The sequence below is a fragment of the Paeniglutamicibacter sp. genome (assembly GCF_046714615.1).
GTDB lineage: Bacteria > Actinomycetota > Actinomycetes > Actinomycetales > Micrococcaceae > Paeniglutamicibacter.
The window spans coordinates 14,784-39,502 of record NZ_JBKKAP010000013.1; the positions used below are offsets into that span (position 1 = coordinate 14,784).

General features: G+C 59.8%; 30 protein-coding genes. 5 read left to right on the top strand and 25 right to left on the bottom strand.

Features of this window, described 5'->3' with window-relative positions; genetic code table 11:
• Positions 1-68 precede the first annotated feature (68 nt).
• The 19 genes from ACLQ7E_RS01435 to ACLQ7E_RS01525 form a co-directional block, all read right to left on the bottom strand.
• Entirely contained in the window at positions 69-665 is a 597-nt protein-coding gene (locus ACLQ7E_RS01435; protein ID WP_411730748.1) for a hypothetical protein, read from the bottom strand.
• 94 nt (positions 666-759) lie between these two features.
• Complete coding sequence (locus tag ACLQ7E_RS01440; protein ID WP_411730749.1) at positions 760-1,644, bottom strand: L,D-transpeptidase; 885 nt, start codon at positions 1,642-1,644, stop codon at positions 760-762.
• Positions 1,645-1,646: 2 nt separating this feature from the next.
• Entirely contained in the window at positions 1,647-2,126 is a 480-nt protein-coding gene (locus ACLQ7E_RS01445) for a hypothetical protein (RefSeq protein WP_411730750.1), read from the bottom strand.
• On the bottom strand, positions 2,123-2,686 hold the full coding sequence (locus ACLQ7E_RS01450) for a hypothetical protein (RefSeq protein ID WP_411730751.1): 564 nt from the start codon (positions 2,684-2,686) through the stop codon (positions 2,123-2,125). Before ACLQ7E_RS01450 ends, ACLQ7E_RS01445 begins: the two co-directional genes overlap by 4 nt.
• Positions 2,687-2,688: 2 nt before the next feature.
• On the bottom strand, positions 2,689-3,165 hold the full coding sequence (locus ACLQ7E_RS01455) for a hypothetical protein (protein WP_411730752.1): 477 nt from the start codon (positions 3,163-3,165) through the stop codon (positions 2,689-2,691).
• 240 nt (positions 3,166-3,405) lie between these two features.
• A complete protein-coding gene (locus tag ACLQ7E_RS01460) occupies positions 3,406-3,669 on the bottom strand; it encodes a hypothetical protein (protein ID WP_411730753.1) in 264 nt (87 codons plus the stop codon).
• 51 nt (positions 3,670-3,720) lie between these two features.
• Positions 3,721-4,086, bottom strand: coding sequence for a C40 family peptidase (locus tag ACLQ7E_RS01465; protein WP_411730754.1), 366 nt, complete (start codon positions 4,084-4,086; stop codon positions 3,721-3,723).
• A 564-nt stretch (positions 4,087-4,650) separates the two neighbouring features.
• Positions 4,651-6,378, bottom strand: a complete 1,728-nt coding sequence (locus tag ACLQ7E_RS01470; protein ID WP_411730755.1) for an FtsK/SpoIIIE domain-containing protein — start codon at positions 6,376-6,378, stop codon at positions 4,651-4,653.
• 66 nt (positions 6,379-6,444) lie between these two features.
• Complete coding sequence (locus ACLQ7E_RS01475) at positions 6,445-7,353, bottom strand: hypothetical protein (RefSeq protein ID WP_411730756.1); 909 nt, start codon at positions 7,351-7,353, stop codon at positions 6,445-6,447.
• A gap of 92 nt (positions 7,354-7,445) precedes the next feature.
• Positions 7,446-7,727, bottom strand: coding sequence for a hypothetical protein (locus tag ACLQ7E_RS01480; protein ID WP_411730757.1), 282 nt, complete (start codon positions 7,725-7,727; stop codon positions 7,446-7,448).
• Between the two features lie 174 nt (positions 7,728-7,901).
• Positions 7,902-8,285, bottom strand: a complete 384-nt coding sequence (locus ACLQ7E_RS01485) for a hypothetical protein (RefSeq protein ID WP_411730758.1) — start codon at positions 8,283-8,285, stop codon at positions 7,902-7,904.
• 65 nt (positions 8,286-8,350) lie between these two features.
• Complete coding sequence (locus ACLQ7E_RS01490) at positions 8,351-9,034, bottom strand: hypothetical protein (RefSeq protein WP_411730759.1); 684 nt, start codon at positions 9,032-9,034, stop codon at positions 8,351-8,353.
• A gap of 309 nt (positions 9,035-9,343) precedes the next feature.
• Entirely contained in the window at positions 9,344-9,760 is a 417-nt protein-coding gene (locus ACLQ7E_RS01495; RefSeq protein WP_411730760.1) for a hypothetical protein, read from the bottom strand.
• Between the two features lie 108 nt (positions 9,761-9,868).
• Positions 9,869-10,015, bottom strand: a complete 147-nt coding sequence (locus ACLQ7E_RS01500) for a hypothetical protein (RefSeq protein WP_411730761.1) — start codon at positions 10,013-10,015, stop codon at positions 9,869-9,871.
• A 127-nt stretch (positions 10,016-10,142) separates the two neighbouring features.
• Positions 10,143-10,310 carry a hypothetical protein gene (locus tag ACLQ7E_RS01505; protein WP_411730762.1) on the bottom strand — a complete coding sequence of 56 codons (168 nt, stop codon included), beginning with the start codon at positions 10,308-10,310 and terminating at the stop codon, positions 10,143-10,145.
• 155 nt (positions 10,311-10,465) lie between these two features.
• Entirely contained in the window at positions 10,466-11,041 is a 576-nt protein-coding gene (locus ACLQ7E_RS01510) for a signal peptidase I (RefSeq protein ID WP_411730763.1), read from the bottom strand.
• A gap of 60 nt (positions 11,042-11,101) precedes the next feature.
• Positions 11,102-11,665, bottom strand: a complete 564-nt coding sequence (locus tag ACLQ7E_RS01515) for a hypothetical protein (RefSeq protein ID WP_411730764.1) — start codon at positions 11,663-11,665, stop codon at positions 11,102-11,104.
• Between the two features lie 180 nt (positions 11,666-11,845).
• On the bottom strand, positions 11,846-11,977 hold the full coding sequence (locus ACLQ7E_RS01520; protein WP_411730765.1) for a hypothetical protein: 132 nt from the start codon (positions 11,975-11,977) through the stop codon (positions 11,846-11,848).
• Between the two features lie 11 nt (positions 11,978-11,988).
• Positions 11,989-12,828, bottom strand: a complete 840-nt coding sequence (locus ACLQ7E_RS01525; RefSeq protein ID WP_411730766.1) for a hypothetical protein — start codon at positions 12,826-12,828, stop codon at positions 11,989-11,991.
• Between the two features lie 137 nt (positions 12,829-12,965).
• Here ACLQ7E_RS01525 and ACLQ7E_RS01530 point away from each other — a divergent pair, with 137 nt between their 5' ends.
• A complete protein-coding gene (locus ACLQ7E_RS01530) occupies positions 12,966-13,139 on the top strand; it encodes a hypothetical protein (RefSeq protein WP_411730767.1) in 174 nt (57 codons plus the stop codon).
• Positions 13,140-13,301: 162 nt separating this feature from the next.
• Positions 13,302-13,925 carry a DUF4145 domain-containing protein gene (locus ACLQ7E_RS01535; RefSeq protein ID WP_411730768.1) on the top strand — a complete coding sequence of 208 codons (624 nt, stop codon included), beginning with the start codon at positions 13,302-13,304 and terminating at the stop codon, positions 13,923-13,925.
• Between the two features lie 101 nt (positions 13,926-14,026).
• Here the strand turns inward: ACLQ7E_RS01535 and ACLQ7E_RS01540 are convergent, their stop codons facing one another.
• The 3 genes from ACLQ7E_RS01540 to ACLQ7E_RS01550 all read right to left on the bottom strand — a co-directional run bounded on the left by ACLQ7E_RS01540 (position 14,027) and on the right by ACLQ7E_RS01550 (position 18,037).
• The gene (locus ACLQ7E_RS01540) at positions 14,027-14,800 is read right to left on the bottom strand and encodes a hypothetical protein (RefSeq protein WP_411730769.1); all 774 of its coding nucleotides are present in this window, start codon (positions 14,798-14,800) and stop codon (positions 14,027-14,029) included.
• A gap of 63 nt (positions 14,801-14,863) precedes the next feature.
• Entirely contained in the window at positions 14,864-16,726 is a 1,863-nt protein-coding gene (locus ACLQ7E_RS01545) for a hypothetical protein (RefSeq protein ID WP_411730770.1), read from the bottom strand.
• A gap of 102 nt (positions 16,727-16,828) precedes the next feature.
• The gene (locus ACLQ7E_RS01550; protein ID WP_411730771.1) at positions 16,829-18,037 is read right to left on the bottom strand and encodes a hypothetical protein; all 1,209 of its coding nucleotides are present in this window, start codon (positions 18,035-18,037) and stop codon (positions 16,829-16,831) included.
• Between the two features lie 1,136 nt (positions 18,038-19,173).
• Here ACLQ7E_RS01550 and ACLQ7E_RS01555 point away from each other — a divergent pair.
• Together ACLQ7E_RS01555 and ACLQ7E_RS01560 are read left to right on the top strand one after the other, a co-directional pair.
• Positions 19,174-20,472, top strand: a complete 1,299-nt coding sequence (locus ACLQ7E_RS01555) for a glycerophosphodiester phosphodiesterase (protein WP_411730772.1) — start codon at positions 19,174-19,176, stop codon at positions 20,470-20,472.
• A gap of 375 nt (positions 20,473-20,847) precedes the next feature.
• Positions 20,848-21,003, top strand: coding sequence for a hypothetical protein (locus ACLQ7E_RS01560; RefSeq protein WP_411730773.1), 156 nt, complete (start codon positions 20,848-20,850; stop codon positions 21,001-21,003).
• Positions 21,004-21,554: 551 nt separating this feature from the next.
• Here the strand turns inward: ACLQ7E_RS01560 and ACLQ7E_RS01565 are convergent.
• From ACLQ7E_RS01565 to ACLQ7E_RS01575, 3 genes are all read right to left on the bottom strand, one after another.
• A complete protein-coding gene (locus ACLQ7E_RS01565; RefSeq protein ID WP_411730774.1) occupies positions 21,555-22,259 on the bottom strand; it encodes a hypothetical protein in 705 nt (234 codons plus the stop codon).
• Between the two features lie 167 nt (positions 22,260-22,426).
• A complete protein-coding gene (locus ACLQ7E_RS01570) occupies positions 22,427-22,711 on the bottom strand; it encodes a hypothetical protein (protein ID WP_411730775.1) in 285 nt (94 codons plus the stop codon).
• 383 nt (positions 22,712-23,094) lie between these two features.
• Positions 23,095-23,736 (bottom strand): hypothetical protein, encoded by a 642-nt coding sequence (locus ACLQ7E_RS01575; RefSeq protein WP_411730776.1) that lies wholly within the window; start codon positions 23,734-23,736, stop codon positions 23,095-23,097.
• Here ACLQ7E_RS01575 and ACLQ7E_RS01580 point away from each other — a divergent pair.
• Positions 23,714-24,583, top strand: a complete 870-nt coding sequence (locus tag ACLQ7E_RS01580) for a type IV toxin-antitoxin system AbiEi family antitoxin domain-containing protein (protein WP_411730777.1) — start codon at positions 23,714-23,716, stop codon at positions 24,581-24,583. The genes ACLQ7E_RS01575 and ACLQ7E_RS01580 overlap by 23 nt on opposite strands.
• The last annotated feature ends 136 nt before the right edge of the window (positions 24,584-24,719 follow it).

Consider the following 24,719-nt stretch of genomic DNA (forward strand, 5'->3'; position numbering starts at 1 on the left):
GGTGATATTTCCTTTTTGTTGTGGTTCATGGGCGCCAGTGTGGGCACTCATGTGTTTGATGGAGGGGGTTATTTGGTTGGGGGAACGGCGAACGGCTGGGTAACAGTTGTGATCTGCTGGCCGCCCATCATGTAGGTCACTTTCAGCTGGACCTGCTTGGTGGCGCCCCCGGATTTCACGCGTATGCTGTCCGGGATCCCCCGTGCGGCGGAACCTTGGCGGGAACCGTCGACAAACCACTCATGTGAGACGTCTTTCGGCAGTGCGTGGATGCCCAGGGCTTGCACTTCGTACGTGCCATTGAAGATGTAGGGGATTTCCTTTGTCGTGTTGGTCTTGGGGTTGTGGATGGCTTCGCGGGCGAAGTCGAGGACCGGTGTGTAGCTGCGTGCGTAGCCCCACCACTTTTCGCCAGTGCCGTTGAATCCGGGGCCTTCGCCGTTGCGTGGGTTGGCCCGGCTTGGGCTCAGGTCCGCTGCGGTGAGCGGACCGGGTTTGCCAGTGGTGCCGGCGGTGAGGATCGTTCCGGAGCCGCTGACCGCCTTGGTGGCCCCACTACCTTGAACCGCACCGTTGGCAGCACCGGCGTAGATGACGGCGGGGGCAGTGACTCCGGCGAGGAGGGCGACGGTGAGGAGGAAGGTGGATTTCCTGGTGAGCTTCATGATGGCCTGCTTTCGGTGGCGGATGTTGTTGCACTCATAGCCATGCGGACAAGTGCAGTGCTGTTGCACCGGCAAAGTTGCAGTCCCTCAACCGCTAGCTGTTGAAGGTGATGGGTGTGCCTGGCTTGATGCGGGCCAACAACTTCTTCATGGCGGCATCGGAGAGGTTGATGCATCCGCTAGATCGGGCGGTTTGACTCGAAACGGCCCTGCATTCCTTGGACCACCCATGGATCGCCTGAATGCTGACCCCGTCGGCGAAAGCATCATAAACATCGCTTTGGACACTCACGGCCAGTAGTTTCTCACTCGAGCAAGCTTTCTGGGCTTCATTCCAGTAAGAAGACACTGCATACCCTCTGACCCCGCGGGCGGTGAGGTCTTTGCCGTCCATGAGGATGGAGTAGGAGTCCACCGTCTTCTTCCCGCTGAGCAAGGTGACGGTGCCTTCAGAAAGATCGAGTACAACTTCTTCCGGCTGATCGGTCAGCGTCACATCGGCTTCCTCCAGCCAGGCGGTGGCGCCATTAACGGGCTCGCCGCTGCTGGGCAGGTTGCGGCGTCCGGGGATGAGCACTTGGACCCACCCGGCACGTTTGTTCACCACAGGTAGTGCAGTCTTGTCGCTGAGCTGCTCCGGTCCGATCAGGGCGAAGGCTTTCTTGCCGGGTGCGGCGTAGGCGATGACATAGCCCGCCCCTTGGGGCAGCGAAGCGACCAGCCCGGCAAACGGCGTTCCAGGGTCAGCCGGGGCTGCCTTGCCGTAGACCTCGTACGTGGTGGCCCATGGGAGGGTGCGCAGGACTTCGTTGGGGGTGAGTACTGCAGTGGTGACGGCGGTGGGTGCTGCACTGGTTTGGGTGGCCGCGGTCGAGGCAACTGGGGCAGGATCAGCGGGTGGTGCTGAGCAGCCGGCCAGCAGGAGGCCGGTCAGGGCGATCGTTGCGGCTAAGGACGCCAGGCTTCTAGGGGGTCTCATGGTCATTCACTTTCTTGTTCTGCGGGGCGTTGGCCAAGCCGGAGTTCGGCCAGGTCTTCGTGCGGGATCGAAATTAACGCGAGGTCGGATTGGCCGGTGGGGTCCACGCAGCCGTAGCCCACCGCGGCAGGACGGTCGCCGATGTTGAAGTCGAAGACTAGGGCCCACGAGCTTGCGCACAGGGTGGTGTTTACCCAGCCGAGAACTGAACCTTGGCTGTCGTCCGGCCAGCCTTCGCTGACGCGGTTGACAGGGATGTTGGTGGCTCCCCCATAGGTGGGCGCTGAGAGCATTCCCGTTGCGAGGTCGATGGTGACGGTGGGTTCGGGCCGCACACTGGCCACCGGTGTTTCTGGCGCCTCTATCGGCTCTGGTGCAACCGGGGCAGGATCAGCTGTCTGTGCCGAGCAACCGACAAGCAGCAGGCCGGTCAGGACAAGCACTGCGGTAAAGGACGCTGGTTTTTTGTGGGTCATCTTCATGGCCGCTCGCCTTCGGCGAGATCAGGCTCGGCGGCACGCAGCTCTAGGAAGAGGTCGACCGGGATAGAAATCAACGCAATCTGCGAGGTGCCCGCAGCGTCTTCGCACCCAAGACCAGCAGCGGCAGGACGACCGCCCAACTTGAAGCCCAGGTCGATGGCCCATCTGCTCTGGCAATTGTCAGTCTCGATGGAGGCACCAATAACACCTTTGGCGGTGGCGGGCCACCCCTTGCCGGCCGGTTCGACAGTGAAGGTGACCGGTCCATCAGGGACGGCCACGGTCATGGTATTGCTTTCCGTGTTGACCAAAACGTCCGGAGCCTTTGGTTTGTCCGGTATCGGCGTTGATTTCGGTACGGGCGTTGCCCTTGCCGTTGTTTTCGCCTCTTCAGCCACCTGGGATTTGTTCTCGACCTCTACCGGTGTGGCGTTTGCAGCGGCAGCTGGAGTGGATGGTGTTGGATTTGCTGCCGGCGCCGAGGGAGAGCAGCCCGTGAGCAGAAGGCCAGCCAGGGCAAGCATCGCGGCGAATGACGCCGGCTTCGTGGCGAGCCCCACTGTTATTCACCACCCTTTGGAGCTTCGTCGACGTACGTGTAGCGCAGCTCCCCCGCCCTGTCATTGAGCCACCGGAGGTGATCTTCCGAAACCGAGATCAGGGCTGCCACAGAAGCCTTTTCGGGGTCGTCGCAGTCAAGACCGGCAAAAGCGGGGCGGCCGTCCACATCGAATCCAAGGTTAATCGCCTTGCTTCTGCACCAGGCAGTCCTCACATGCTCATGGGCTACGGTTCCTGCAGCGGTGGCGGGCCATCCCCCGCTGGCAGGGATGGCGGGGATTGGAGCTGTCCCGAAGCGATCGGTAACGGTGAGCGTCTGAGTTTCCAAGTCGAAGGTGACGGTGGGGGCCGGGTGGAAAATCGTTTTGTAGACGGGGTGGTGGTTGTTGGTTTCCGGTGCCGGTTCGGCGGTAGTGCAGGCGGTGAGGCTGACACCGAGCATGAGGACTCCAGCGATGGATGCGATCAACTTTTTCATGGGGATTCCCTTGGGTGTTTTTGTGTGGAGTGATTCATCCAAGACCATGCGAGCAATGTGCTCCCGCTAACTTGCGTCCCCATCAGTGCAAAAGAAACGGCCTGCCACCGGAAGGATGACAGACCGTTTCGAACCACACACCGAGGTAGGAAGGACCTCATGACCTACTCCATGCGCACAACGATTATCGGCGGCTGGAAACTGCCGGATAAGTCCGTTGGCTTGGCATTTTGTGGTGTCCTATGGGGTGGTGGTCAGGGACTTGTCGAGGAAGGTCCTGATGGATGCTTCATCACGGCCGCACGGGCCAGTGGAGCGGTTGTGGGGCCACTGGATGGTGCCAATGACTTCCAAGTCATCGGGGTGAATTGAGGTCGCGTGGGAGGCGTACAGCAGCGCCGTGTCTTTGCGGGCGGAGTCGGTGCCGCCGGCTTCCAGAAAGACCAGGCTGATGGGTCCTCCATGCAGGTGGCGGACGGCGTAAGTAGTGTCTGAGCTGCGCATGATGATTCCTTCGTGAGTCAAGGTGGAGGGGGATTTTGGCCAGGAAACCGGTTAGGAGAGGCGGCGGATGGTATCGATGACATCGGTGGAGTACAGGGCCCTGATGGACACGTTCGATCCAGGCCGGGGAGCATGCAAGATCTTGTTGTTCCCCAGGTAGATGGCAATGTGGGAACCGTTGCGCATCCCCAAAAGATCCCCCGGCTGAGCCTTGGACAGCGAAGAAATTTCGGTGCCGACCTTGGCCTGGTCACGGGCAACCCGCGGCATGGTGACCCCCTGGCGGGCAAGCACCATCTGTACCAAGCCGGAGCAGTCCAGACCGACAGCAGGGTTGGTGCCACCCCACACATAGGGGACGCCAAGATATTGCTTGGCCGTGGCGACGATCTGCTGCCCAGCGGTTGTGCCAGCCATTGTTACTTCCGGGTTCGCAGCATGTTGGACCTTCGAGGTAGAGGCGGGCGACGGCACCGTTCGGGTGTGGCCTTGTTGGCCACGGGCGGTGACGCTGTAATGCACAACCGGCGGAGCTGTGAGCTTCGGAACCGGCTTTGGTTTTGGTTTAGGGGTGGAGGTAAGCATGATGCGTCCCATTTGGATGTTGCCGGCAGGTACCACGACAGGCTTGAGGACAATGGGCCGGGTGTGGGCCGAATTTGCGGTCGCCGCTGCCGTGACGACCGGGGTGGTGACGATCGAAGTGGTGTAGGCGAGGCGGTCCAACTGCGGCGCAACGGCGGCTGCTGGTGCTGCCAGGGCTAAAGCTAAGGCGAGTGCGAGGGGTGTGATTTTTCGTGCGAACAAGGGTTCTCCAATGCTGGTGGCGGGTACGTCCTTCCTATGTCCATGCATGCAAGACGCATTCACGATGGAGCAAAGATGCTGTCCCCCACCCTCTGGGCACAGAACAGCCCCCACCTGACGCTCAACTGGGGGCTGCTTTCGATCACTCACGGGGTCTTCGGTCCCGCTTAACTGTCACCAGATCAAGTCCTTGGCCGGTTGCTTGCCCCAGGCCGGTTCGGGTGCCGCGGCCCATGCCGGCTCAGGTGCTGCCGGCTCAGGCGCTACCCCGGTCGGCTCGGGCGCCGTGTCCGGAACGGGCTTGCGTGGCGTGTCTTTTGCTATTTCCTGCCACCACTGCGGCAGCTCTTCGACCGTGACAGTCTCAGTGCCTTCTTTGAGCTTCAAAGGGCTTGTCACGAAGGGAACGCCTCGAGATCGCAGCATGGCTTCGACCTCCGCCGGATCACTGTAAGGCACCTTCACCCCTTGGGCGCGGCCGCCTTCACCGGCGACAATTGCCAATCCGTGAGACCCGTCAGCCAGCGTAGACATACGCTCCCGTGCGGATTCGATCATTTCGGAGTCGAAGAGCATCCCCAGCGTGGTGTTGTCCGGAAAGCCAACCGGTGAAACCAGCTGGGTGCGCATCCCCAGGTTGCTGCGGAACTCCCCCGAACCCATGATCGCTGCATCTGGCCGCTGCAAGGCAACCTGAAGGAAGACACCGGCAAATCGGGCTTCACGAGCAATCTTGCCGGCGTAAGTCTTGATCATTGCTTTCGCAGCGTTCTGCGCCTGCAGCTCTTCAACGATCGGGTCATCCTTCGGCAAACTCTTGGGGATGGGGATCTCCAAGGCGAGGGACCCGAACTCGTCGATGAGGATCGTGATGGGGACCAGGTTGTATTTCTTCTGGTCCTCAGGCGAAGCACTCTGCCAGTTGGGGGCTCGCAAGTGCGAGAGAACCTTCTTGCGCCGGGAAACCTCGACATACATCTGCTGAATAGCGTCGGCGGCCCCCTCAAGAGTGGTGGCCCAGCCCAGGCAGAACGGCTTCAAGGGGAGGAAGTCCAGCCCACCCTTTGTGGGGTCCAGCATGACCAAGCTGTGGCCTCGCAGTAGGGCACTGGAGCACAAGGCGATCAAGGCAATCGTCTTACCTGAACCGGTCGGGCCGGCAACCAGGCCGTGTGGTGTTGCCGTGAGGTCCTGACAGATTGGTGTCCCTTGCGGGCCGACACCTAGCGGCAGCCGCTTCCAGTCGAGCGGGATCACACCATCCGGGAAAGTTTCTGCCAAAGAGAGCGTCTTGGCCAGGCTGTCTGGGAGCCGGTGGAGCATTTTTGCTGCACCACGCGCCTGAGAAACAGCCATATCCCAATGTCTGGTTCCACCAACCTGAATGAGGGCTTCAGTCAGAAGGCCTTGAAGCTTTTCTTCGGGGTAGTACGGGAGGCGTTGAATGTAGATTCCATCGATTCCGAATTCAGGATGCCAGGTGGCGGTCACATCGATGTCGAAAGGTTTGACGTTGAGCGCGCGGGCAATTCGGTTGCGGACGTCGAAGACCGCGGGGGCAATCTCAGCGGTGACAAACTTTTGGGATGCCAGGTTCACCTCGACAAGGGTTCTGCCTTCTTTCCGCTGCAAGGCTTCGACGTCAAGCAGTTGGCTGGCAGTGATGCGGGCCCCTTCCTGGATGGTCAGCAAGCGCTGGTTGGGGCGGGTGTGCGGGATGCCCTCGACGAGGATTGCTGAGGTGCGGCCGTCAACGGTGGAGATCTGTTCGATGTTCCAGAGGCGGACCGCGCCATCTGCTTCGGGTCGCTTGCTGAGGTGTTTGCGGAGGCGTTTGACGAGGTCGTGCCTCCCGAGAAGGGTGTCGTTGTAGGTTGAGGGGATTTCAACGATGTAAGCCATGATGTTTCCTTTTCAGAAGGTTGGAATGGATGGGGGGCCGACAGGTGCCGGCCCCCTTGGCGGGTTTTAGAAGTCCCAGTCTTGGTCGGTGGTTTTGGTTGTCTGAACGTCCTGGACCAGCTCTGTGTCGCCGGCAAGGAGGCCGCCTGAAGCTGCAAGAAAGGCACGACGCTCGCGAGTTTCTTCAGACACTGGTCGCAGGACGATGCCGGCTGCCGAGGCTGATTCAACTTCAAAGTGGGGAGCGTGCTTGGAGAGGTTCTCTTCCAGAGCGTCGAGTCGGCCGATCAGCGCCAGCGGCAATTCACCTGTGCGGACACGGTAGGAGTCATCAAGAGGATCCCCTGTGGAGTAGACACCAAGCTCTGCAGCCTGGGCTTCGGACGTGCATTGCAGTGAAATGCCCACCAGTCGGGTGAGTTCCTGGCGCTCACCGTCACGCTGTTGCTTGGAAGCGATGCGACGCCTGCCCAGGATGATCGCGGCCGGGTAGCCGGCAAGGAATCCGAGACCAACCATGGTGTGGTTATCAAAGCTCGGAAGCGAAGCAACCAGGGTGGCTAGCAGTGCGATACCGGTGAAGATCTTTAGGGCTATCGGCAAGTTCCTGGTGTCTTTGAAAATGTCCAGCACCGGGTAGGGTACGAGGATCCTCGCTGGAGCGCGCTTGACGGTTCCCAGCAAGATCAGGAGGCCAGGCACCAGCACAACGAGAGGTGAGACACCAGAAAATGCTGCGACGGCGGCAAGCAGGATAGGGAAGGTGACAACTGCGAGCGAGCGGATCCCGCCCGTGGGGCCGTCATCTTCGCCGGCTTGGGCGCGCCTGCGAACGGCGCCTGCCGAATCCATCGCCAAGAGGACGAAGGGTGCGACCAGAAGGCCTGCAAACCAAGTGATGAGGGATTCGAAGACCCCCGGTTCTTTGCGAAGGTAAGTGGGTTGGTTGGGGTTGAATGCAGTTTCCTGGCTCATGGGGTTCTCCTTGAAGTGGTGTTCGTGGTCTTGGTTACTGCTTGCACGGCACAGGCGGGGAGCCGGCCTTTGCTGGCTCCCCCGGTGCCTGTTCAGCTGGGGTCGCTGTGGATGATGAAAAGCGCGTCGATCAAATCCATGCCTTCGGACGTGTCTTCCAGGTGGTTGTCAATGAGATCTCCGGCAGCTTCGAACACGGCGGGGAAGCGTTCGCGGATGTCGTTGAGGTACAACAATTGGGTGAGGGTGCGGATGAGGCTGAAGTCTTCGTGCTCGATCAGTGCGAGGTCGTCCATGATGTCGTCGAGCGGAAGGTGAGTGATCGATTCCTGAAAGTCCTTGAAAGTTTCGCGGCGGCTGGCTGCTGTGCTCATGATTGTTTCCTTTTGGTGGTGCCGGTTGTTGCTTGTATTGATAGCCATGCGGACCATCCGTATTGGTGGCCGGTAAAATTGCTGTCCCTGTCCCAGGCACAGAACAGCCCCCACCTGAAGCTCAAGTGGGGGCTGTTGGGATTGCTTTGGATTGGTGTCCGGGTTTTAGGAGTCTCAGCTCATCAGTGCCACCTCCTTGGCAAGCCAGGCCGGGGCGAGGGCACTCAAGATCTTGATGCGTTCCTTCCGCGGCTTGGCTCGGTTCCAGTCGATCTCACGAACGCCGTCAAGCATCTCCGCGAAGAGCTCGTCTCGACGGACCGCAGAGAAGCAAACTGCTGCGCACAAGGTGGCGCCTTCACTGCCACCGATTTCGTCAGCGCGAGCTTCAATAAGTTTTTCCATCTCGACGCTGAACAGCGGGAGCCCTTCGTCCGGGATGGGGTCAAAGCCCAGACGGTTGGCAGCGTGCTCGTACGCGGCCCTGTCTCGGGCGCGGTCAAGCAGGCGGGCCTCGAGAGCTTCGCGGCGGATGAGGGTGAATGGTGAGGTGGTCATGATGATCTTCTTTCGGTTGGTGCTGTTTGGGTTGGTTGGGTTTGTTGGTGTTGCTGGTTGTTGGGTTATGAGGCTTCGGCGGCGATGACGGCCGCTTCGGCCTTGTCCCATGCGACGCGGGCCGCGATGACATTTCGTCGGCCATCTTTTTCTGTGGGTGCTCGATCAACGGATCCTTCCAAGTGGGAGAGGTACTCGAGGGCAGCTTCCTCGGTGCGTTGTGCTGCTTGGTATCGCTTGACTGCTGACATTGACATGCCACCCTGGGTGACTCCACTGACCTTGATCTTGTTGCGTTCTGCCGAGGCTTGCGTGCAGGCTTGCTGAGCGTGCTTGATCAGCTGCTTCCGGCGTTCAACGGCGCCTGGCCAGTCGGTGTTTTTGAGCTCCAGCTCATCCAGCTGAGCGGATCTCAAGTGGTCGGAAGCTTCATCCAAGAGACGGTAGGCCTCTTGCAGCTCCTTCTCCTTGGCTTCTGCTGCTGCTTTCTCTTCACGGTCTTTGATCTGGGCGATCTGGTCGGCGGCTTTGGTTCGCCGTTCAGCTCGTACTGCTGCGCGCTTTTCACGAAAACGGATGACCTTCTTGTGGGTTTCGATGGCTGCTTGCCAGATTCGCTGAAGCAGCGTGGGTGAGATGGTCGGGTTACCGGCCTCGTCAACAACTTTTTCTGCCGGTTCATGGATGGTGTTGGCATAGTTCTCGATGGACGCGTCGAGGACGACTTCGGTGTATGTCTGCGCCCGCACGTGCTTGCTGCAATGGTCCCCGGTGCATCGGAGCCCCTCGGGGTGTCGGGCGGATTTTGGTCTGCACATGGTTCCTCCTGGTGGTGGTTGACCGGCAGCCAATGGCGGTTGCCGGCGGCGGTTTCCCGTCTGCCCTGTACTATGCGGCGGAAACGCCAGGTGAAAAGTGAAGTTGCAGTCCCGCCTGATGGTCGACACTGGATGCCGTTGGATGTGGTGGCGCAAAAGCGGAGTCCTTAAGCGGAGTTGCAACCCCCTGAGGCACACAAAAGCCCCCGACCCGAAGGCCAAGGGCTTGAGCGCGGCCTGCTACTTGAGGAAGTACCTGACCGCGAATCGCCCTGAAGGCATCATCACGCCGAGGGCTGCTACCTGGTCGCGCGCCGAAGGGCCCATGTTTTTGACGGTGCGTGCATCAAGGTTGAGTGCTTTGGCTGCTGCTGCGGCGGTGAGCCCCAGGTCGCGTTCACTTCCTGCCGCCTTGTAGGCGAGGGTGCTCTTCCGGGCTATGCGTGCGGCTTGGTTGCGGATCTGACGTGACTCTTCAACAGTGGCGGCGCCCTTGGATAGCCCGAACCTGTGGTGCGCTGAGCCCCCAGAAACACCGAAGAGGGCTCCGATGGCTTCCCAGGTGGTCCCGGCCTTCCGGGCGGCTTGAACGGCTTCGCGGAGTGTTGTTTCAGCGGTGTCAACGGCGGCCAGTGCTTTTTGGATCTCGATACTCATGATGTTCTCCTTATTTGGTGGGTGCAGTGGTTCTTCCTCTGCTGTTATTGGTTCTCCATGCGGACAATGAGTGGGCTAGGCAATGTCTTCGGTGAATGCGACTGCGTCCTACCGGTTCTGCCAGATGTGGACAGTCTGGATGTGCGACACTGGGCTCCAGTCGAGGACCGAGGTGTTCACGGCTTCGACCCACGACATCCGTTTCATGGCGGCCAGTGCGGTGACGTCGGCAACGTCGGCTTTCGAGATCTTCAAAGCCCGCAGTGCCGCAACATTCTTGAGTGGTTCAGGTTGTGGATCCGGGTGCCGGTGAGGTCCAGGTATTCCAGGCTGGTCTGCGTATCGAGCTGCGTCAGGTCGAAGATGGGCGTGCGTGCCAGGTTCAGGGTTCGTAGGTTGGTTCGCCGGTAGTAATGGTCGTGGGGGTTTGGACGATGTTGCGGGTTTCGCTCCATCCGCCGAGGGTGGTGGCTCCGAAGAGCATGCTAACGCCAATGAAACCGAAGAAAGCGGCTCCTGCGAGGTTCTTGACGCGTGGTGTCTGGCTCATGGGGTTCTTCCTCCTGGTGAGCGCCAGCAAGTGCCGGCATATCCATACTCATGCGTCGAAAAAGGGCCGTTCCATCCAAGACGTACATTGTCGTCCCGCGAACAAATTAAGGGCAGGCCCTGACGTTGGGATGGACTAAGGCCTGCCTGTAGTAGCTACTCGCTGGGCGACATTGCGTTTACTTCAGCGTCCGGGGCATCGGTGTCTACTTCAGCCCCGCCCTTCTTTCTGCGGAAGAACGCGGAGCACGTTGAGAAGGCCGCAAAAGCAATCAATCCGACGCCTATGACTTGGGAAACCAGTGTCCGGTCCAGATCATCTGTAGCCTGAACGGCATAGCCGGCGAACGGCACGTGATAGAGAACCTTGCCTGCTACCTGCACCGGTTTAATAGGCTTGTCAGCGGAATCGGTGGCATCCCCTTTGGTGGTGTAGAGAATGTCGTCTCCGGTGGTCGTCACGTCAATTATCCGGTGGCTAGTGAGGTTCGAAATGTCATTGGGTGTCGGGTAGAAACTCACCACATCGCCCACATGCAGGGTCTCTTTTTCAGCGTCTTCCAACGGGTTCACCACGAGGAGGTCGCCGGTGCTGTATTTGCCTTCCATGGACCCCGACACGAGGGTCAACGGAACGAGCCCCAGGACCCTGGGAATGAGTGCGGCGGCCAGTATCACGACAATGAGGGCGGTCATGATGAGTGTGTACAAGATCTTGGAAATGCGTCTCATGAGGTTCCTTCTAGGGGATGAGGGGGCCGATGCTGCGTCAGCCCCCTTCATCAGCGGGTGTTACTTGGCAACCTGAATCAGTTCGACGCGGATGTCGTCCAGCACGAGGGTCTGCCGCTCCCCTTCGTTTCCGTTCGCATAGGCCGGATCTCCCACAGGGGCCATGGTCAGCGACCAGGACACCGGAACCTGAGCGCCGTCATTAGCCCGAGTCACAGTCTTCGCTGTCGGGTCGCCTGCCACGGACCACTCGATGTCGGCGATGGCCGAGGAAGCCAGTGTGCCGGTGGCTGCGGTGCTGAAGGCCAAGGTGGCGTGCAGGTCTCCGCTGATGCCAATCTGCGCGTACCCGTGGTAGGACAAGACGTCACCCGGGACCAGCGGTGTGCTGGCCAAGTCCGCTTCGGTGATAACGGCGCCGTTGTACAGCCATAGTTCGGATGCCATGTTGAGAGCGAGTTCGCCGGCAGCAATTTGAGTTGCTGGGGTGGCGATCGTCTCGGTTTCGGTCCAACCGCCTAAGGTGCTGCCTCCGAAGAGCAGCGTGGCGCCGAGGGAGGTGGCTGCGACGATTTCGGTGACGCGGCGACGGTTGGACTTTGTTGGTGCGGTGGGGTTTTTCAAAGGGTCCTCCTGAGGACTTGGTGGTGGAAGCCACCGAAATTGATGAGCCACTCACGGATGACCATGCGGACAATAAGGGGTGATGCGGGACCAACGTTGCTGTCCTGTAACGGGGGTCTTGGGTGGGGCTCCTGATGAACATCCAGACGCAGACCGGCCAGGAATGTTGGTGTCCTTCATTCACCAGAAGCCGAGCCCCTCAAGCCACGGCAGATGGTCGAAATGCTCGGCGATGACGACGCTGACTGCCAGGTCGCAGCCGGCATCGAAGGGGTTGGTGGATGAGAGGGATGAGGGCTGGTAATGGTTCATGTTTTTTCCTTCTATGAAGCTGAGTGGTTTTTGAAGAGCTGTTTGCGGGGATCGAACCGCTTGATTCGGCGGGTGGGTGCCGCGTCCAAGGACCGCACCCCTGCAATAAGAGGTTCTGGGACGACGGCTGAACGGTTGGCGCCTTGGGCCCACCAGCGCACCGCCGCCAGCGGGATGTGGTCGCTGGTGTTGGTGACACGGGCGTACCGGCGGCCGTTCTCGTCGACAATCTCCACGGTGTCGATGAAGCTGGCCCCGTTGTCATCCAGGAGGCCTACCGTGCACCCATATGAGGAAGTTCCCTGAGGTGCTGCGGGGGTCGTCAGGCAGGCTTCCAGGAGGTCTACGACCCATGCTTTGGAGATGATGCCGCGGGCGTCGAGGTGTTCGGCAGGGATCAACCAGAGGGTCCCGACGATTCCGGCGCCCCTATGGGCGGCGTGACGGCGTTGGACGATGCGTGGGTCAATCTGCGAGTACTGCGCTTCGATGGCGATGAGCTTGTTCTTCTTGCCGACGCGCTGGATGACCGCGTCAACGCGAGCCCCGGGAATGGAGTGCTCGTGCGCGTACGCATCATCAAAAACATCCAGCTTGGCCCATAGGTGCCAGGCGCCTTCGCCGGTGCCGGCGGTGCAGCCCGGGGCGGTGTGGGCGCGGTGCTGGAAGTAGGCGCGTGCCACCGCACTGGCTCGGACGAACTGAAGGGGTGCGGTGCAGTTGTCGTCCATGCAGGTGAGCTTCTCGGCGATCTGGCGTGCCATGACGTCGGTAAGCAGTTCACCGTCCCAGGCGGATCCCGGGAGGATGGCGATGCGGGTTGTGTTGGTGCGGCTTCGGGCTTCTAGCATGGTGTGCTCCCCTGTCGATGGGCTTCTCATATACAGAGAGGTCCATGCGTAGGAGGCTGCGTGGGCTGTGCAAAGGTTGTTGTCCCTCGTTTGGATGGCGGCCGGAGCGGCGATGAGGACAGCGTCTTGAGTGGACGGTGGCCTACAACAGGGAAGCGTACAAACGGCGCGACGTCGTCGAATGCAGCCTCAATGCCGTGAGGCAGTGGATGTCCCTGGCCACGCGCTACGACAAGCTCGCCCTGACCTACCGTTCGGCCATGGCCCTGCATTCCGTATTGATCTTGAGCGCAGTAATTCCAACGTCCTGACTATGAGGCACACCCAAGTACGATTGACGCATGTCAGTGGACCCCGCACTCTTCGCCCTTGCCCAAACCATCGAATCAGGTCAGCCGTGGCCTCGACCCGAATGCCCCAAATGCCAGACTGGACACGTCAGATTCTCGTCACCATCTGAGAATCCACGCCACATGTCAGACGAGGAACAAGAGCATATGGACCCGGAATGGATTACTGGCACGTTCATCATTCTGGGCCATTGTGAAAATCCTGAATGCAAGCAGGCCGTGCATGGCACTGGGGACTACCACGTGGCCGAGTCCGATAAGTCATGGAGCGAAGAACGGCAAAACTACTACTCCTCGTACTACACCGTCAAGCATTTTCATCCGCCCCTACTGATGATGCCAGCTCCCAAAACCGCTCCGGATCAGGTCAAAGGCGCCATATTGCGCGCATCCCGCGTACTTTTCACGGATCCTGGTCTGGCGGCAACAGCACTGCGCGCCACAGTCGAAGTCTTTCTCACCACCCAGAACATCGCGGCAACCCTACCGAACGGGAAATTTCGTTCCGCACATGAGCGCATTAAAGAGTGGGTAGACGCCGACCCCACCCGTCCCCACCTTGCAGACTTGTTCTTCGCAATTAAATGGCTAGGGAACATCGGAACGCACGAAGATGCGGATCTGACCACGCTCCAGGTGTTGGACGGCGCCAGGGTACTCGACGAAGCATTCCACCGTCTCTTCACCGCACCCAGCATCGTCGCGCACGCACAGGCCCTCAATGCAGGCAAAGGGTCCACCCCCTAACCCCTGAGGTGCTAGTCGCAGCCAACCCAGAAGCCCCGGAACATCAGCTCCGGGGCTTCTCATTTCAGATGACAGGTGAACGCATCCACCCGGGACCCCACTTATTCGACCAGCCCGATCCTGTGTAACGCCACCGAGTCCAATATCTTCACACCAGCTACAAACGCAGCTGGGATCGGCTCATCACCCTGGTGGGACATCCCTTGAGCCCAATACCGCAGGGCGTCAACAGGAATCTTCTCCGTGGCGGTGGCGATCCGCAGCATTTCAAACCCAGCCAAGGTGGTCACCGGTGCGAGATCACCGATGAACCACACGCACTCGTCCTCCAGAATTCCAACGGCCACCGTATGGTCGGTTGCCTTCAGGCATGAACGCAGCAGGCTGGTCACCCATCCCTCGTGGATCTTGCCGTCCCGGGTGACATCACGCGCGTGAACCAACCACATGGAGTTCAAGCCCTTCGCTGCGTCGGAACGGTGCTCCTTGTATGCCGGCTCCCAGGAGCCGTTCGACAAGGCAGCTGGACGTACCGCTGTCAGTTTTCCGTTGCCAGCCGGCACCACTGCAGCTGCCCGACACTTGTAGGGCTCGTACAGCTGCCTGGTCAGGACATCCGCCCACACCCATGACTCGAAGTATGCGGCGTGAATGTTCCCAGTCGAGGGCCAGCAGTAAGGCTTGAGATTGTGCTCGAATAGCGGTGCACCTTGAGTGGTTGTTTTGAAATGAATCTTCAGCTGGCAATTGGAGTCGAGGCAAATCAGCTGTGGCGCGATCGCTTCGGCTTGCTCGGCGGTCAGGCGGGTTCCGGACCAGCGGGACCCTGGGAGGGTGAACCGTTCCTTGGTGATGGGATCTTGGGCTTCAAGCATTTCTGGGGTCCTTCGATTGAGGGGAGGGGCACTTCTGGTGCCCCTCCCACGGGGTGGTTTGAGTTACGCAGCCATTTTCAGGGGGACATCGGACTCCTCAGGCAACGAGAGGTAGACAAGCTTTTCCACTGCTTCTTCGCCTTTGCTGACCCGCTTGATGTGTCCCAGGCTTGCCACTGACAAGTAGTCCGGGTTCTTGAGCTTGAGTCCCATCATGAGGAGCCCGTCGGACTGCCATCCATCAAAACGGCGCCTGGTTTTTGCAGACTCCTTACCCAATGCCCGGATGGCTTGGCGCAGGACCTTATCTTCCAGTTTCTTGCCGCCTTGCTTCTGGCTCCACTGCGAGTACAAGGCAGCCCAGGCGCCTGCAGTCAGTGGCAGGTACTTACCGCGCTGGTCCTCATCAACGATTTCAATGAAGTCTTCGACGAAGTTCGTCATCGGATCCGCTTCGCCCACGTACCGGGCCGTCTCCTCGATGATCTGATCGGTAACGTGCAAAGCATTTTCGTCTCCTCCTTCGAGCAGCCACATATTTGCACCTTCAACGGCCCAGGCGAAGAACGCTTCCATTTGAGCCTGCTCTTTCAGCCGCTTCCGGAGATGGAAGTCGACCACTTCTACGGCTTTGGTGAGCAAAGACCCTCGGAAGCGGCGGACCACTCCTTCGTCGTCGGTTGGAATTTCGATCATGCCGTTGCCGGCCATGGCCAAGGTTGAGAACGGAGTCCAAGGCACGAGATCGCCATAATTGGCGCGTGACTGCATGGGTTCACCAGAAACGTACTGCTTGAAGATACCCCCCAGTCGTCCGGCTTTGTTTGCCTCGTCGCAGAAAACATAGCGCTTTCCTCGAAGTTCGTGGAGGTGCAGGTTGGCTGAGTTGATGTTCATGTTGTTTCCCACAAAGATTTCGGCCTTTGTCACAACGGCGTATCCGGTGACACTGTCGTCACTTAAGCAGTAAGTAAATCCTTGTAGCACACTCGATTTGGCAGTGTCTGGCAGACCGTCCTGGTAATAGTAGATCTTGCCTGGCGTGTAGCCGGTCAGCCCGGTGCCGAGGAACCTTTGCATGAAATTCATCAAGCCCGGGTGCCCGGCATCATCGAGGCGACCAAGAATCGCGTCGACATCCTGGTGGCATGCACCGCGCCTGTAGCCCACGTTGGTGACTTTGGTACAGAGGTTATCCGGGTTTGGGGGTGTCAGCTCCATGGTGCGCAAGTTCAGCAAACCTAAAGGAGTGTTGATGGATTCCGGGTCCTTATCGAACTCTCCGACGTTACGTCGAAGGAGTGCTGCAGCGTTGTCCAGGGCAGCTTCGATGTGAACTTTTCCGTCTTTGGATTTCTTGACGAACTTCATGTGCTCGGACATCAACCCACCGCGTGCTGCATCCAGCTCGTTTTTGGTGGTTTTGACCGACCTGTCGCGGTTATCGCCCTCCGGCATACGAAGGGCCCGATCGTAGCTTTCGCTCAAGGTGCGGATGTGGGGGACGTCGAAACCAATGTGCTCGAGCTCATGTTCGAGGGAAGCGATGACCCTGCGGGCGATATCGCGAGCGTATCCGCCTTTTGGATCTTCTATCCAGACCCCGCGAGAGTCGTCATAGACGAACCACACGTGGTTGCCACCACCGATCTTGACGTAGCTGAGTTGCTCTCGGAAGTGCAGGGCAATGCGTTGGCCGATTCCAAAGTCGTCTTGGGACATTTTGGCGCTGGTCTTGAGACGCTCAAGGTAGGGCACGGGCTTGAAGTCGTAGTGGTGCAGGGCTGACTTGGGGGTGGCCCCCAGGATGGCCCCTTCAATAATGGTGTCTTCGACGAGGTCAGCCATTTCAGGGAACGACGTCGGGATCAAAAGTTCGGTGCCCGTAGGTTCGAGCAGCTGCTCGTCGGTGTGCGTGGTTTCCATGGTGATCCTTCTTCTGGTGGTCTTTGCTGGTTCCATGCGGCCAAAGGGGCATGGCAGGAAAGGGGGAAGGAACCTACGTTGTGTCCCTCCCCCTGGCGGCTGTTAGCTGTCGTCTCCGTCGAGGGCTACCTGGTCGGCAAGGACCTCGATGGTTTCGATCAGGTCGTCGTCAGGCTCTGTGAAGGTCATCGCCACCAGCTGGGCAGCGGCCTCGTCGTACTTGAGCGCGACCAGGAGAAGGTCCCAGGAGCTCATCGCGGTCCTGTAGTCAGAGATGCCCCACGCTTCCTGGAGGCGGTTGCCGTAGGCGGTGGCCATTTCGACTTTGCCGTTCTTGGTGTGGATGATTTTGGCGTGCGGGGTGGTGCTTGTAACCCACCCGTCAGAGCCGGGCAAGACCCAACCGTCGTTACCCAAGGCGTCCATGTTCCAGTACCGCTCCATCAGGAAAGACACCGGAATTCGTTCCTCAAAGCGGCGGGAGAATTCGTTGCGTTTCCTGATCGCCCGCATCGAACTGTCCGGATTGGCCCGGAAGTCAGCAGCGAATCGATCCTGGCGCGGCGGACGCTCGGGCAACGCGGGGACCATCTCCTCAATCTGGGCAATCGTGTACTGGGCCTCGGGGTTGTACCGGAGGATGGTCACCGGCTTCGGCACCTCTGGATTCTTAAAATTGACGGTGCCGGCCGGGCGAAGGATCCGCGCAGTGTCGGAGGCAATCCCCTTGTCCATCCCGTACCCACGGGAGTGGGCGACAGCGGTTGCGTGGGCGTCAAAGCGCAGCAGCAGCTGCTGTTCGTAGCTCGAACGGTCGATGACAGCTTTCCCGCCCTGGTCTACGACGGGGATGACGAGGGGCTTGTCGAGGCGGTAGTAGGCGTGCAATCCACCGCCGGAAGCGACAACGAGTGTGGGTTCGGCGATCGCGTAGGCGAGCTCTAGGGCCTGTTCTCGGGTGGGGTGCACCATCTCAACCTGATCACCCTTGAAGGGCTTGTGCACCCCGTCGGTGGTGTCCAGGTCAAGGAAGAGTGCGGGGATGCCCAAGCTGTCTTCGGCTGTCCCGCGGGTTCCGCGAGAGTATTCACGATTGACCAAGGGGCTGACCCGGTAGTAGGCGTCCTTGCCCTGGTTGACCAGGTTGTCCATGATGGCTTCAACTCCTTCACGGTCCGCTAGGGGGAAGCGACGGCCGTCCCATGCGTCGCGCCATGAAAGTGCCAGGAGAGCATCGGCAGGGTAGTTGCCGGCCTGGATGTGGGGGGTGTACAGGGCGTCGTAGTGAGTGCTCCACGGTGTCTGGGTCATGATTTTTTCCTGCTGCCTGTCGGTGGTCGGTAGCAGGAGTGGATCGTTCTCCCCTGCTGATAGATGCCATGCGCTGATATCGACAGAGGGATGTTCTTCCTAAAATTGCGGTCCCCGATAAGGGCTGCAGGCGGTTGCAAGTGCAGCTCCGGCCTGGCGAACAGCGTCATCGGTGGTGGTGTATCGGGGTTGAGTGCATCGGTTGGGCACCGATCCGTCATCGGAATGATGAAGTGCTTCTCAACCTCGTCAGAGGGAATATCCACCGAAAAAGAGCGAATGCTCCCAAAAATGCGGGGTTTGCTCCTCGAATGCTCCCGAAATGCTCCTCGATTGCGGGCCAGTGGACGGGGCAAGATCCGCGCCGTTACTGGGATACAGGGCGGATGCCGAAAAAATTGCTCCCGTTGCTCCTGTTTTGGCGCACACAAATTTCCTACAGATAGATAGCCTCGATCGGGAACAAGGGGTTTCCCCCTGGAGGTCTTTCTCTTATTTTTAGGAGCAAAGGAGCAAAAAGTATAAAGAACCCCGAGTTTCCGCGGTTTTTTGGCCCTCTAGCTCGAAAATTTTAGGAGCATTTTTGGAGCAAACGAGGAGCATTCTCCAGATTTTGGGAGCATTTCTCCGATTTCACGGGGTGGGAGCTGTTTCACGCACGTCGCCCTTACCGATGTTGCCTTCGCTTGTTCCCGGTGCTGTATCTCCATGTGAAGGTAGACTGGAGTCATTGACGTCATTACAGGTCAGCACGGCTTTGTGAGGGGCTGTGGCGGTCGTTCCCGGAGTTAGGCAGCTGGCGGTCGGCGGAGGTTTCCGAGGGCGTCAAATCGACTGTCAAAGAGGTCAAAAGCAACCAGGCCGGCCGGATCACAGCGACGTTCGATCCTCACCAGGCGGACAAGGTGCAGGTGGTCACCTACGACTCGAACGACCACAAGTACTCCCGGATCGTCGAACTCGAGGTTTACCCGTCGTAGCGGCTGAACATCCCGCCGCGCGGACCTCCCGCCCGCGGAAAGTTCACCCGGCCGGCGCCCCGTTGTTCATCTCAGTTCTTCCGGCGCGCCAACCGCGGCCCGTATGACTGACAGAGTCAGCGATTCCTCCCCGCCCCCAGTCATCGAAGGATTCCAATGCATATCAGTTCCCGGGCGCGACGTACCGCGCTCACCCTGCCGATAGCTGCCCTCACGCTCGCTGCTTCCCTGGCCGTCACTGGCGCACCCGCCCAGGCCCTGGAGCGCGCCGGCGCGTCAGCCCCGGCGCCTGCCTACGAAGCCGACCGCTCCGTCGGGAACTTGTTCCCGTACCCCGACGGGGAGTTCACGCTCGTCAACCACCGCGGCCTCTCCCCCGACTTCCCGGAGAACACTGTCGCAGCGTTCAGGAACTCGGTTGCGCTGGGCGTTGACGTCATCGAAATCGACCTGCGCCCCACCCAGGATGGCCACATCGTCATCATGCACGACGCCACCGTAGACCGCACGACCGACGGCGCCGGGGCTGTCCGGGACCTCACCCTGGAGCAGGTCAGGACGCTCGATGCCGGCAGCTACGTTTCCTCCGGGTTCGCAGGCGAACAGGTGCCTACGTTCGAAGAGGCCCTGGAAGCGGTCAAGGGCACCGGGGTGCGGCTCCTGCTGGACATCAAGGACTCAAGCCAAGTCGCCGAAATCGTCCGCATCACCGAAGCGCGCGACATGGCGGGTCAGGTGATCGTCGGCCCGCGGACCGTGCAGGCCCTGCAGGAGTTCAAGGCTCTCAACCCGGACCTTCAGACCCTTGGCTTCATCGCTACCCAGGCCGATGCCACTGCGTTCATCGATGCCGGTGTCGATTACATCCGGCTGTGGCCGAACTGGGTGACGGCGTCCCGTGACAGCGCCGAGTGCCAGACAGACTATGCAGCCCGCGTCGCGGCCTTTGAAAGCGGCCGGCGTGAACACCCGGGTTCGGCCTCCTGCATCGTACAAGACGTGGCCTCCCAGGGAATACCGGTGTGGTCGACCGTCAACGCGCAGCCGTACGAGGACATGGATGAGCTCCTCGGACTCGGCGTCACCGGGATCCTGTCCGACCTGCCGGCCGTGCTGGACGGACTCCTGGACGACGTTGAGGAGAAGCGCTTCATTGCTGCCGAGGAGGCCGTTGCTGAACTGCGCACCGCTATCAAGAAGCAACAGCGCCACGCCGCTTCCACCTCCAGGCCGGACAACAAGGACACGCACCTGACTGCCCGGTTGGCTGCCATAGGCAGTGAACTGGCCCAGGCCAACGGGTTCATTGAGGCGCGTAAGGCAGGGAAGGCCTGCGCCGGCCTCGACCGGGCAATCGAAGGTATCAATGGCGCAGGACTGGCTGAGGAGACGGCTGCCGAACTTTCGTTCACAGCCCAGCAGATCAAGGCCACGCTGGCCTGCTCAAGGTTCTAGAAAAGCTCACCCCACGCTAAGGGCTGGAAGCGGGCTTCGCCTCCAGCCCTTGGCACCGCCATCGTAAATGCCTGGAACGGGACCGCGGGTTCCTTTAGGTCTTTAAGGCCGGAGACACCTTTCGACGCGTGGATCTCTCGCTTAGATGAGGTTGAGGGGTCTCTGTGGTGCGGGTGCCGGCAAAGGTCTTTGACCTGGGTGGGCGGAATACTGGTGTCCATGCCATGGGGCTCCGTGATGAGCGCGGTCTTCATCTGCCTGGGCATGACAAAAGGGCCCCCGAATGACGAACTGGGAGCCCCTCAACAATGAATCAGTGGTCAGTACTACGGCCTCTTGGTGCGGGTGGCTCAAAGTCCGGAGCATAATGAGGCTATGGATGAAGGAGTTGCCAAGCGCATCGACGCAACTATCAGCGCGTTGAATTTCGAGGATGAGTTCACCGCTGCCGGGCGGGCCTGGACTGAGGCCGACGCGGACGGCAACGCTGTGCACCGCGACCCCGTGTCAGAAGGACTCTGCAGCGAGTAGACGACAGCCGAGGGGAATCCCTCGGTCGTGATCCGTGCAGATTGGTGGTGTCTTCATGGCGAACTTCCGGCGGGCGTAGACATCGCCCAGGACTTTCTCGCACTCGCCTCTGCTTTGGAGTGTTCCAGGGAGCTCCCCGGCTCAATTTCCGTGCGGTTCGTCTAGATGATGTCCGGTGCTGGTATCGGCACGAGACTCACCTAGGACATAGCAATCAACCAGGCAGCAAAGAAGGGCCCCTAGAGATCTAGGGGCCCTTCGATTTCAAAGGTCGGTTACTGCGACGAGCGCGCGTTGACTTAGCCGATCTTGTCGTCCGTGAGGTGGTTGGCCTCGAACGCGAGCTACGCTTCACCCATGTAAGCCACTCGGATTTTCATGCCTCTTGGTTCTCGCTCTACGGGGCTGCTGTGCCCTCTGGCACCGGCTGTTCAAGGGGGTGGTGCGCTTCCTCCTGGCGGCAGGATTAGCCGCGAAAAAAGGACACCACTAATAACCTGGGCAGCACAAAGGGCCCCCAGTTGAACTGAGGGCCCCAGATGCCTCTTTCGCTAGTTTGGGGTGATGACTATGCCTCCCAGGTCGCGGATGACTCGAGTGGCCAGTGCAGCGTCGTTCTCGGCTACCAGGAGTGCTGCGCCCCCACGCTCATACTCTTCTTCGACTTCAACACCGTGAGCGCCCAGCTGCTGAACCAGAAGACCGAGGGGATACCACTCGACTGGCTTGAACGCCACCGCGCCTTCTCGTGCCCCCTTCTCATAGGTACAGGCCAGCTCCGCGTAGGCGGCAGCGACGGCAGCATCCATCTCCCCCTCAAGGAGCAGGTCCATGCTGGATCCGCTGAGCACGTAGGTGAGGGACAGCGCGTCCACTGCGTCCAGCACACCTCGTGCGTACGCGGTGGGAACATAAATGTAGCGGTCGTCCTCTTCGTCGGTGGTGATGGGCGCCCCGGTGCCGGCAATGATCTCCGACAGATGCCCGGTCTTGCTTCCTTGACCGCATTCGACGCTGAAAGCCGTGAGTCCCGCTGGAACGAAATCCTCCTCGTGGGAGTGGACGATCATGCCGCACGTGGGGATCAGGCATTCGTCATTCTCGTCGAGTCGGGTGTCGATGAACTTGTGAATCTCTGTCTTGCTGGTGAGCTCTGCCGGGACCACGAAGTTGCAGTTCGTGCATTCCGCGAGGTCGAACTCGACAACGATCGAGGAATGGTTCTTGCGGGTGCGGAGGGTAATTTCCTTGGCCATGGTGGCTCCTTCAGTGGTGGGAGATCCCTGTTGATCTCTTACCCTGAACCATGCGTTGAAAAGGTGCCGTAGCTACGGTGTTGTCCCCGCCCCAGATTCTCCGGGCACGACAAAGGGGCCCCTGTACGTTCCAGGAGCCCCTCGAGGTTGGTATCTAGGTGAGAATTTTAGAGCAGGACTATCCCGTCTAGCCTCAAGAGGGCGTGGGTGACCGACGCTGCATGGTTAGCTTCCACTAGAAGGACACGGCCTTTCTCGCCCCAGTGTTCTTCGGTTTTCAGGTTCTGTGAAGCCAGGTGCTTTACAAGGAATTCGAGAGGGAAGTCTTCTTTCCACGTTTTGAAGGTGATGCGCTGTGCGGGGTCATTTGCCAGGTGGCCCCGTTCGTAGACGCATGCCAGCTGGGCGTAGGCGGCGGCGTCTGCAGCGGTGAGGGTGGTTGTCTTGGCCATGGTGGCTCCTTCAGTAGGGGAGACCCTTGTCGATCTCTCACCCTGAACTATGCGTTGAGTGGCGCCACGGCTGTATGGCTGTCCCCGCTCCCCCAGTTTGAAGTCACCCGGATTGTCTTTGGGGCAACAAGCAGGGCTCTGATCGATCCTGACAAGGACCTGGTGCGCCTGCACCCTTTCGCCCTGCAAGCCCTGGGGCCATCCGGAGTTCTGTCTGTCGGCTCCGGCACCAAGTGAATAAGCGGTGTCCTGGCTTCAGCCCAGTTCTGGTCGGGGCGGAGCCAAGCACTCCATACTGTTGACGAAGCTGTCGCACCTCATATGACTGGGGATGCAGACGGCCCCCACCCTAATTCTTGGTGGAGGCCGTCTACTTGCCGTGGCTACTCGTCGTCCTCTTGAAGGAGCTCCCAGAGGTCCTCATCGAGGCAGTACTTGAGGATGTCCTTTGCCAAGGAATCCGGCAATTTTTCCGGATCGTCGAAATACCAGTCATCATCTTCGTCGCAGCCAGCAATGCTGAGAAGCACGCCGTCTTGCTGGCAACTCAGATCACCAGATTCATCCTTGAAAGCGATTGCAACGCCCATTCTCGCCAGCTCGTCGGCGACACGCTCGGAAGTGTCGGAGAAGAGACGAAAGTAGTAGTGATTCTCATTTTCGCAATAGCGGTAGTCGTCTGGTGTGTACGAGACGAGGGCTGCTGCTCGCTTTGACTCGGCCCATGCCTCGGGCGAAGCTACAGAATCGATTGCTTTGCGAATGACGTCCTTGATGACGTCGAAAGCGTCGGCATGGGACCTTGTGTATTGAAAGGCTAGAACGCCCGTGACCCCATCGGTGCCGAAATATTCGAGGGCAAGTTCTCGGATGTCAGCTTCATCGGCTGGATCGAAGTGCCACGACTGCTTGGTGAGCTGAATGCCCCGGCCCTCCACCATGTCCTCGAATTCCGAATTGTATGGGGCCGTCAGGTGGACGCGGTCTTCATTGAGTTCGATCTTGACGCTGGCGATGGTGCTCATGGTGTTTCTCCTGGGGGTGCGGTGGATACTGCTTGTCTGTTCTGCTGACACCTTCATCCATGCGCCCAAGCTTGGGCGTTTCATCGTTGATGTCCCCCTACTGAGAATCAACTTTCCAACCCAGCTCTCGGTTGCACCTGTCGGCGCAAAAAGGCTGTCAAAGCGTCCGAGAGAAATGCGCTGTCTGCTTGGCGCTGCCCCAGATGAATGCCCCTGTCATCTTAGTGACGCTTCATTCTTGGTGGCCAAAAGCCTAACGAAATGGGAAGGTATTGACATGAAGCCCCTGACCAAGCTGGAGCAGTTGCGTGAGCTGGCCATGGACCAGCATGGGCTGGTGACCACGGAGCAGGCTCTGGGCGAAGGGGTGACTCACGCGAATTTGTCCATGCTGGTCTCGCGCGGGCGACTGCAGCGCGTTGCCCACGGCGTCTACCGGGTGCCCCAGGTGGCGGAAACCAGCGCGGACGAGTATCAGCTCGCGGTGTTCTGGACCGGAACTCCAGGGGCGTGCCTGAGCCATGAAACGGCGCTGTCCGTCCGTGGCCTCAGTGATGTCATCCCAGAGCAAATCCACGTCACGGTTCCTTTGTCACGACGCATCCGGCGTAGGGGCGGGGAACAATATGTCGTGCATCGTGAAGACCTCACCCCTGAAGATATGTCTTGGTGGGAGGGTATACCCATGGTCACAGTGTCCACGGCAATCCGCCAGTGCATTGAAACGGGATTGCCCACCTATCTGATCAAGCAGGCATTGCGAGTCTCATCTGGCACGAGCGTCTTGTCGGCTGGTGAGCGTGGCCGGCTGGAAAAGTTGCTCAGTGCACGTGACACCGGATCCTGAAAGATCCGGCTAGTGTCCTGCGCCAGAAATTCGCTTCCTAATTGTAAAATGGTGTCATGGGAAGCACCGGGAGGCCGAAGGTACCGCTGGAATTGACGGATGGGGAGCGCGAGACGCTGACGCGTTGGGCGCGGCG

What these genes read in the sequence shown, in the direction of transcription:
- ACLQ7E_RS01435 (WP_411730748.1), bottom strand. Translation starts at nt 665, where the DNA reads ATGAAGCTCACCAGGAAATCCACCTTCCTCCTCACCGTCGCCCTCCTC.
- ACLQ7E_RS01440 (WP_411730749.1), bottom strand. Translation starts at nt 1,644, where the DNA reads ATGAGACCCCCTAGAAGCCTGGCGTCCTTAGCCGCAACGATCGCCCTG.
- ACLQ7E_RS01445 (WP_411730750.1), bottom strand. Translation starts at nt 2,126, where the DNA reads ATGAAGATGACCCACAAAAAACCAGCGTCCTTTACCGCAGTGCTTGTC.
- ACLQ7E_RS01455 (WP_411730752.1), bottom strand. Translation starts at nt 3,165, where the DNA reads ATGAAAAAGTTGATCGCATCCATCGCTGGAGTCCTCATGCTCGGTGTC.
- ACLQ7E_RS01460 (WP_411730753.1), bottom strand. Translation starts at nt 3,669, where the DNA reads ATGCGCAGCTCAGACACTACTTACGCCGTCCGCCACCTGCATGGAGGA.
- ACLQ7E_RS01465 (WP_411730754.1), bottom strand. Translation starts at nt 4,086, where the DNA reads ATGGCTGGCACAACCGCTGGGCAGCAGATCGTCGCCACGGCCAAGCAA.
- ACLQ7E_RS01470 (WP_411730755.1), bottom strand. Translation starts at nt 6,378, where the DNA reads ATGGCTTACATCGTTGAAATCCCCTCAACCTACAACGACACCCTTCTC.
- ACLQ7E_RS01475 (WP_411730756.1), bottom strand. Translation starts at nt 7,353, where the DNA reads ATGAGCCAGGAAACTGCATTCAACCCCAACCAACCCACTTACCTTCGC.
- ACLQ7E_RS01480 (WP_411730757.1), bottom strand. Translation starts at nt 7,727, where the DNA reads ATGAGCACAGCAGCCAGCCGCCGCGAAACTTTCAAGGACTTTCAGGAA.
- ACLQ7E_RS01485 (WP_411730758.1), bottom strand. Translation starts at nt 8,285, where the DNA reads ATGACCACCTCACCATTCACCCTCATCCGCCGCGAAGCTCTCGAGGCC.
- ACLQ7E_RS01495 (WP_411730760.1), bottom strand. Translation starts at nt 9,760, where the DNA reads ATGAGTATCGAGATCCAAAAAGCACTGGCCGCCGTTGACACCGCTGAA.
- ACLQ7E_RS01505 (WP_411730762.1), bottom strand. Translation starts at nt 10,310, where the DNA reads ATGAGCCAGACACCACGCGTCAAGAACCTCGCAGGAGCCGCTTTCTTC.
- ACLQ7E_RS01510 (WP_411730763.1), bottom strand. Translation starts at nt 11,041, where the DNA reads ATGAGACGCATTTCCAAGATCTTGTACACACTCATCATGACCGCCCTC.
- ACLQ7E_RS01520 (WP_411730765.1), bottom strand. Translation starts at nt 11,977, where the DNA reads ATGAACCATTACCAGCCCTCATCCCTCTCATCCACCAACCCCTTCGAT.
- ACLQ7E_RS01525 (WP_411730766.1), bottom strand. Translation starts at nt 12,828, where the DNA reads ATGCTAGAAGCCCGAAGCCGCACCAACACAACCCGCATCGCCATCCTC.
- ACLQ7E_RS01535 (WP_411730768.1), top strand. Translation starts at nt 13,302, where the DNA reads ATGTCAGACGAGGAACAAGAGCATATGGACCCGGAATGGATTACTGGC.
- ACLQ7E_RS01540 (WP_411730769.1), bottom strand. Translation starts at nt 14,800, where the DNA reads ATGCTTGAAGCCCAAGATCCCATCACCAAGGAACGGTTCACCCTCCCA.
- ACLQ7E_RS01545 (WP_411730770.1), bottom strand. Translation starts at nt 16,726, where the DNA reads ATGGAAACCACGCACACCGACGAGCAGCTGCTCGAACCTACGGGCACC.
- ACLQ7E_RS01550 (WP_411730771.1), bottom strand. Translation starts at nt 18,037, where the DNA reads ATGACCCAGACACCGTGGAGCACTCACTACGACGCCCTGTACACCCCC.
- ACLQ7E_RS01555 (WP_411730772.1), top strand. Translation starts at nt 19,174, where the DNA reads ATGCATATCAGTTCCCGGGCGCGACGTACCGCGCTCACCCTGCCGATA.
- ACLQ7E_RS01560 (WP_411730773.1), top strand. Translation starts at nt 20,848, where the DNA reads ATGGATGAAGGAGTTGCCAAGCGCATCGACGCAACTATCAGCGCGTTG.
- ACLQ7E_RS01565 (WP_411730774.1), bottom strand. Translation starts at nt 22,259, where the DNA reads ATGGCCAAGGAAATTACCCTCCGCACCCGCAAGAACCATTCCTCGATC.
- ACLQ7E_RS01570 (WP_411730775.1), bottom strand. Translation starts at nt 22,711, where the DNA reads ATGGCCAAGACAACCACCCTCACCGCTGCAGACGCCGCCGCCTACGCC.
- ACLQ7E_RS01575 (WP_411730776.1), bottom strand. Translation starts at nt 23,736, where the DNA reads ATGAGCACCATCGCCAGCGTCAAGATCGAACTCAATGAAGACCGCGTC.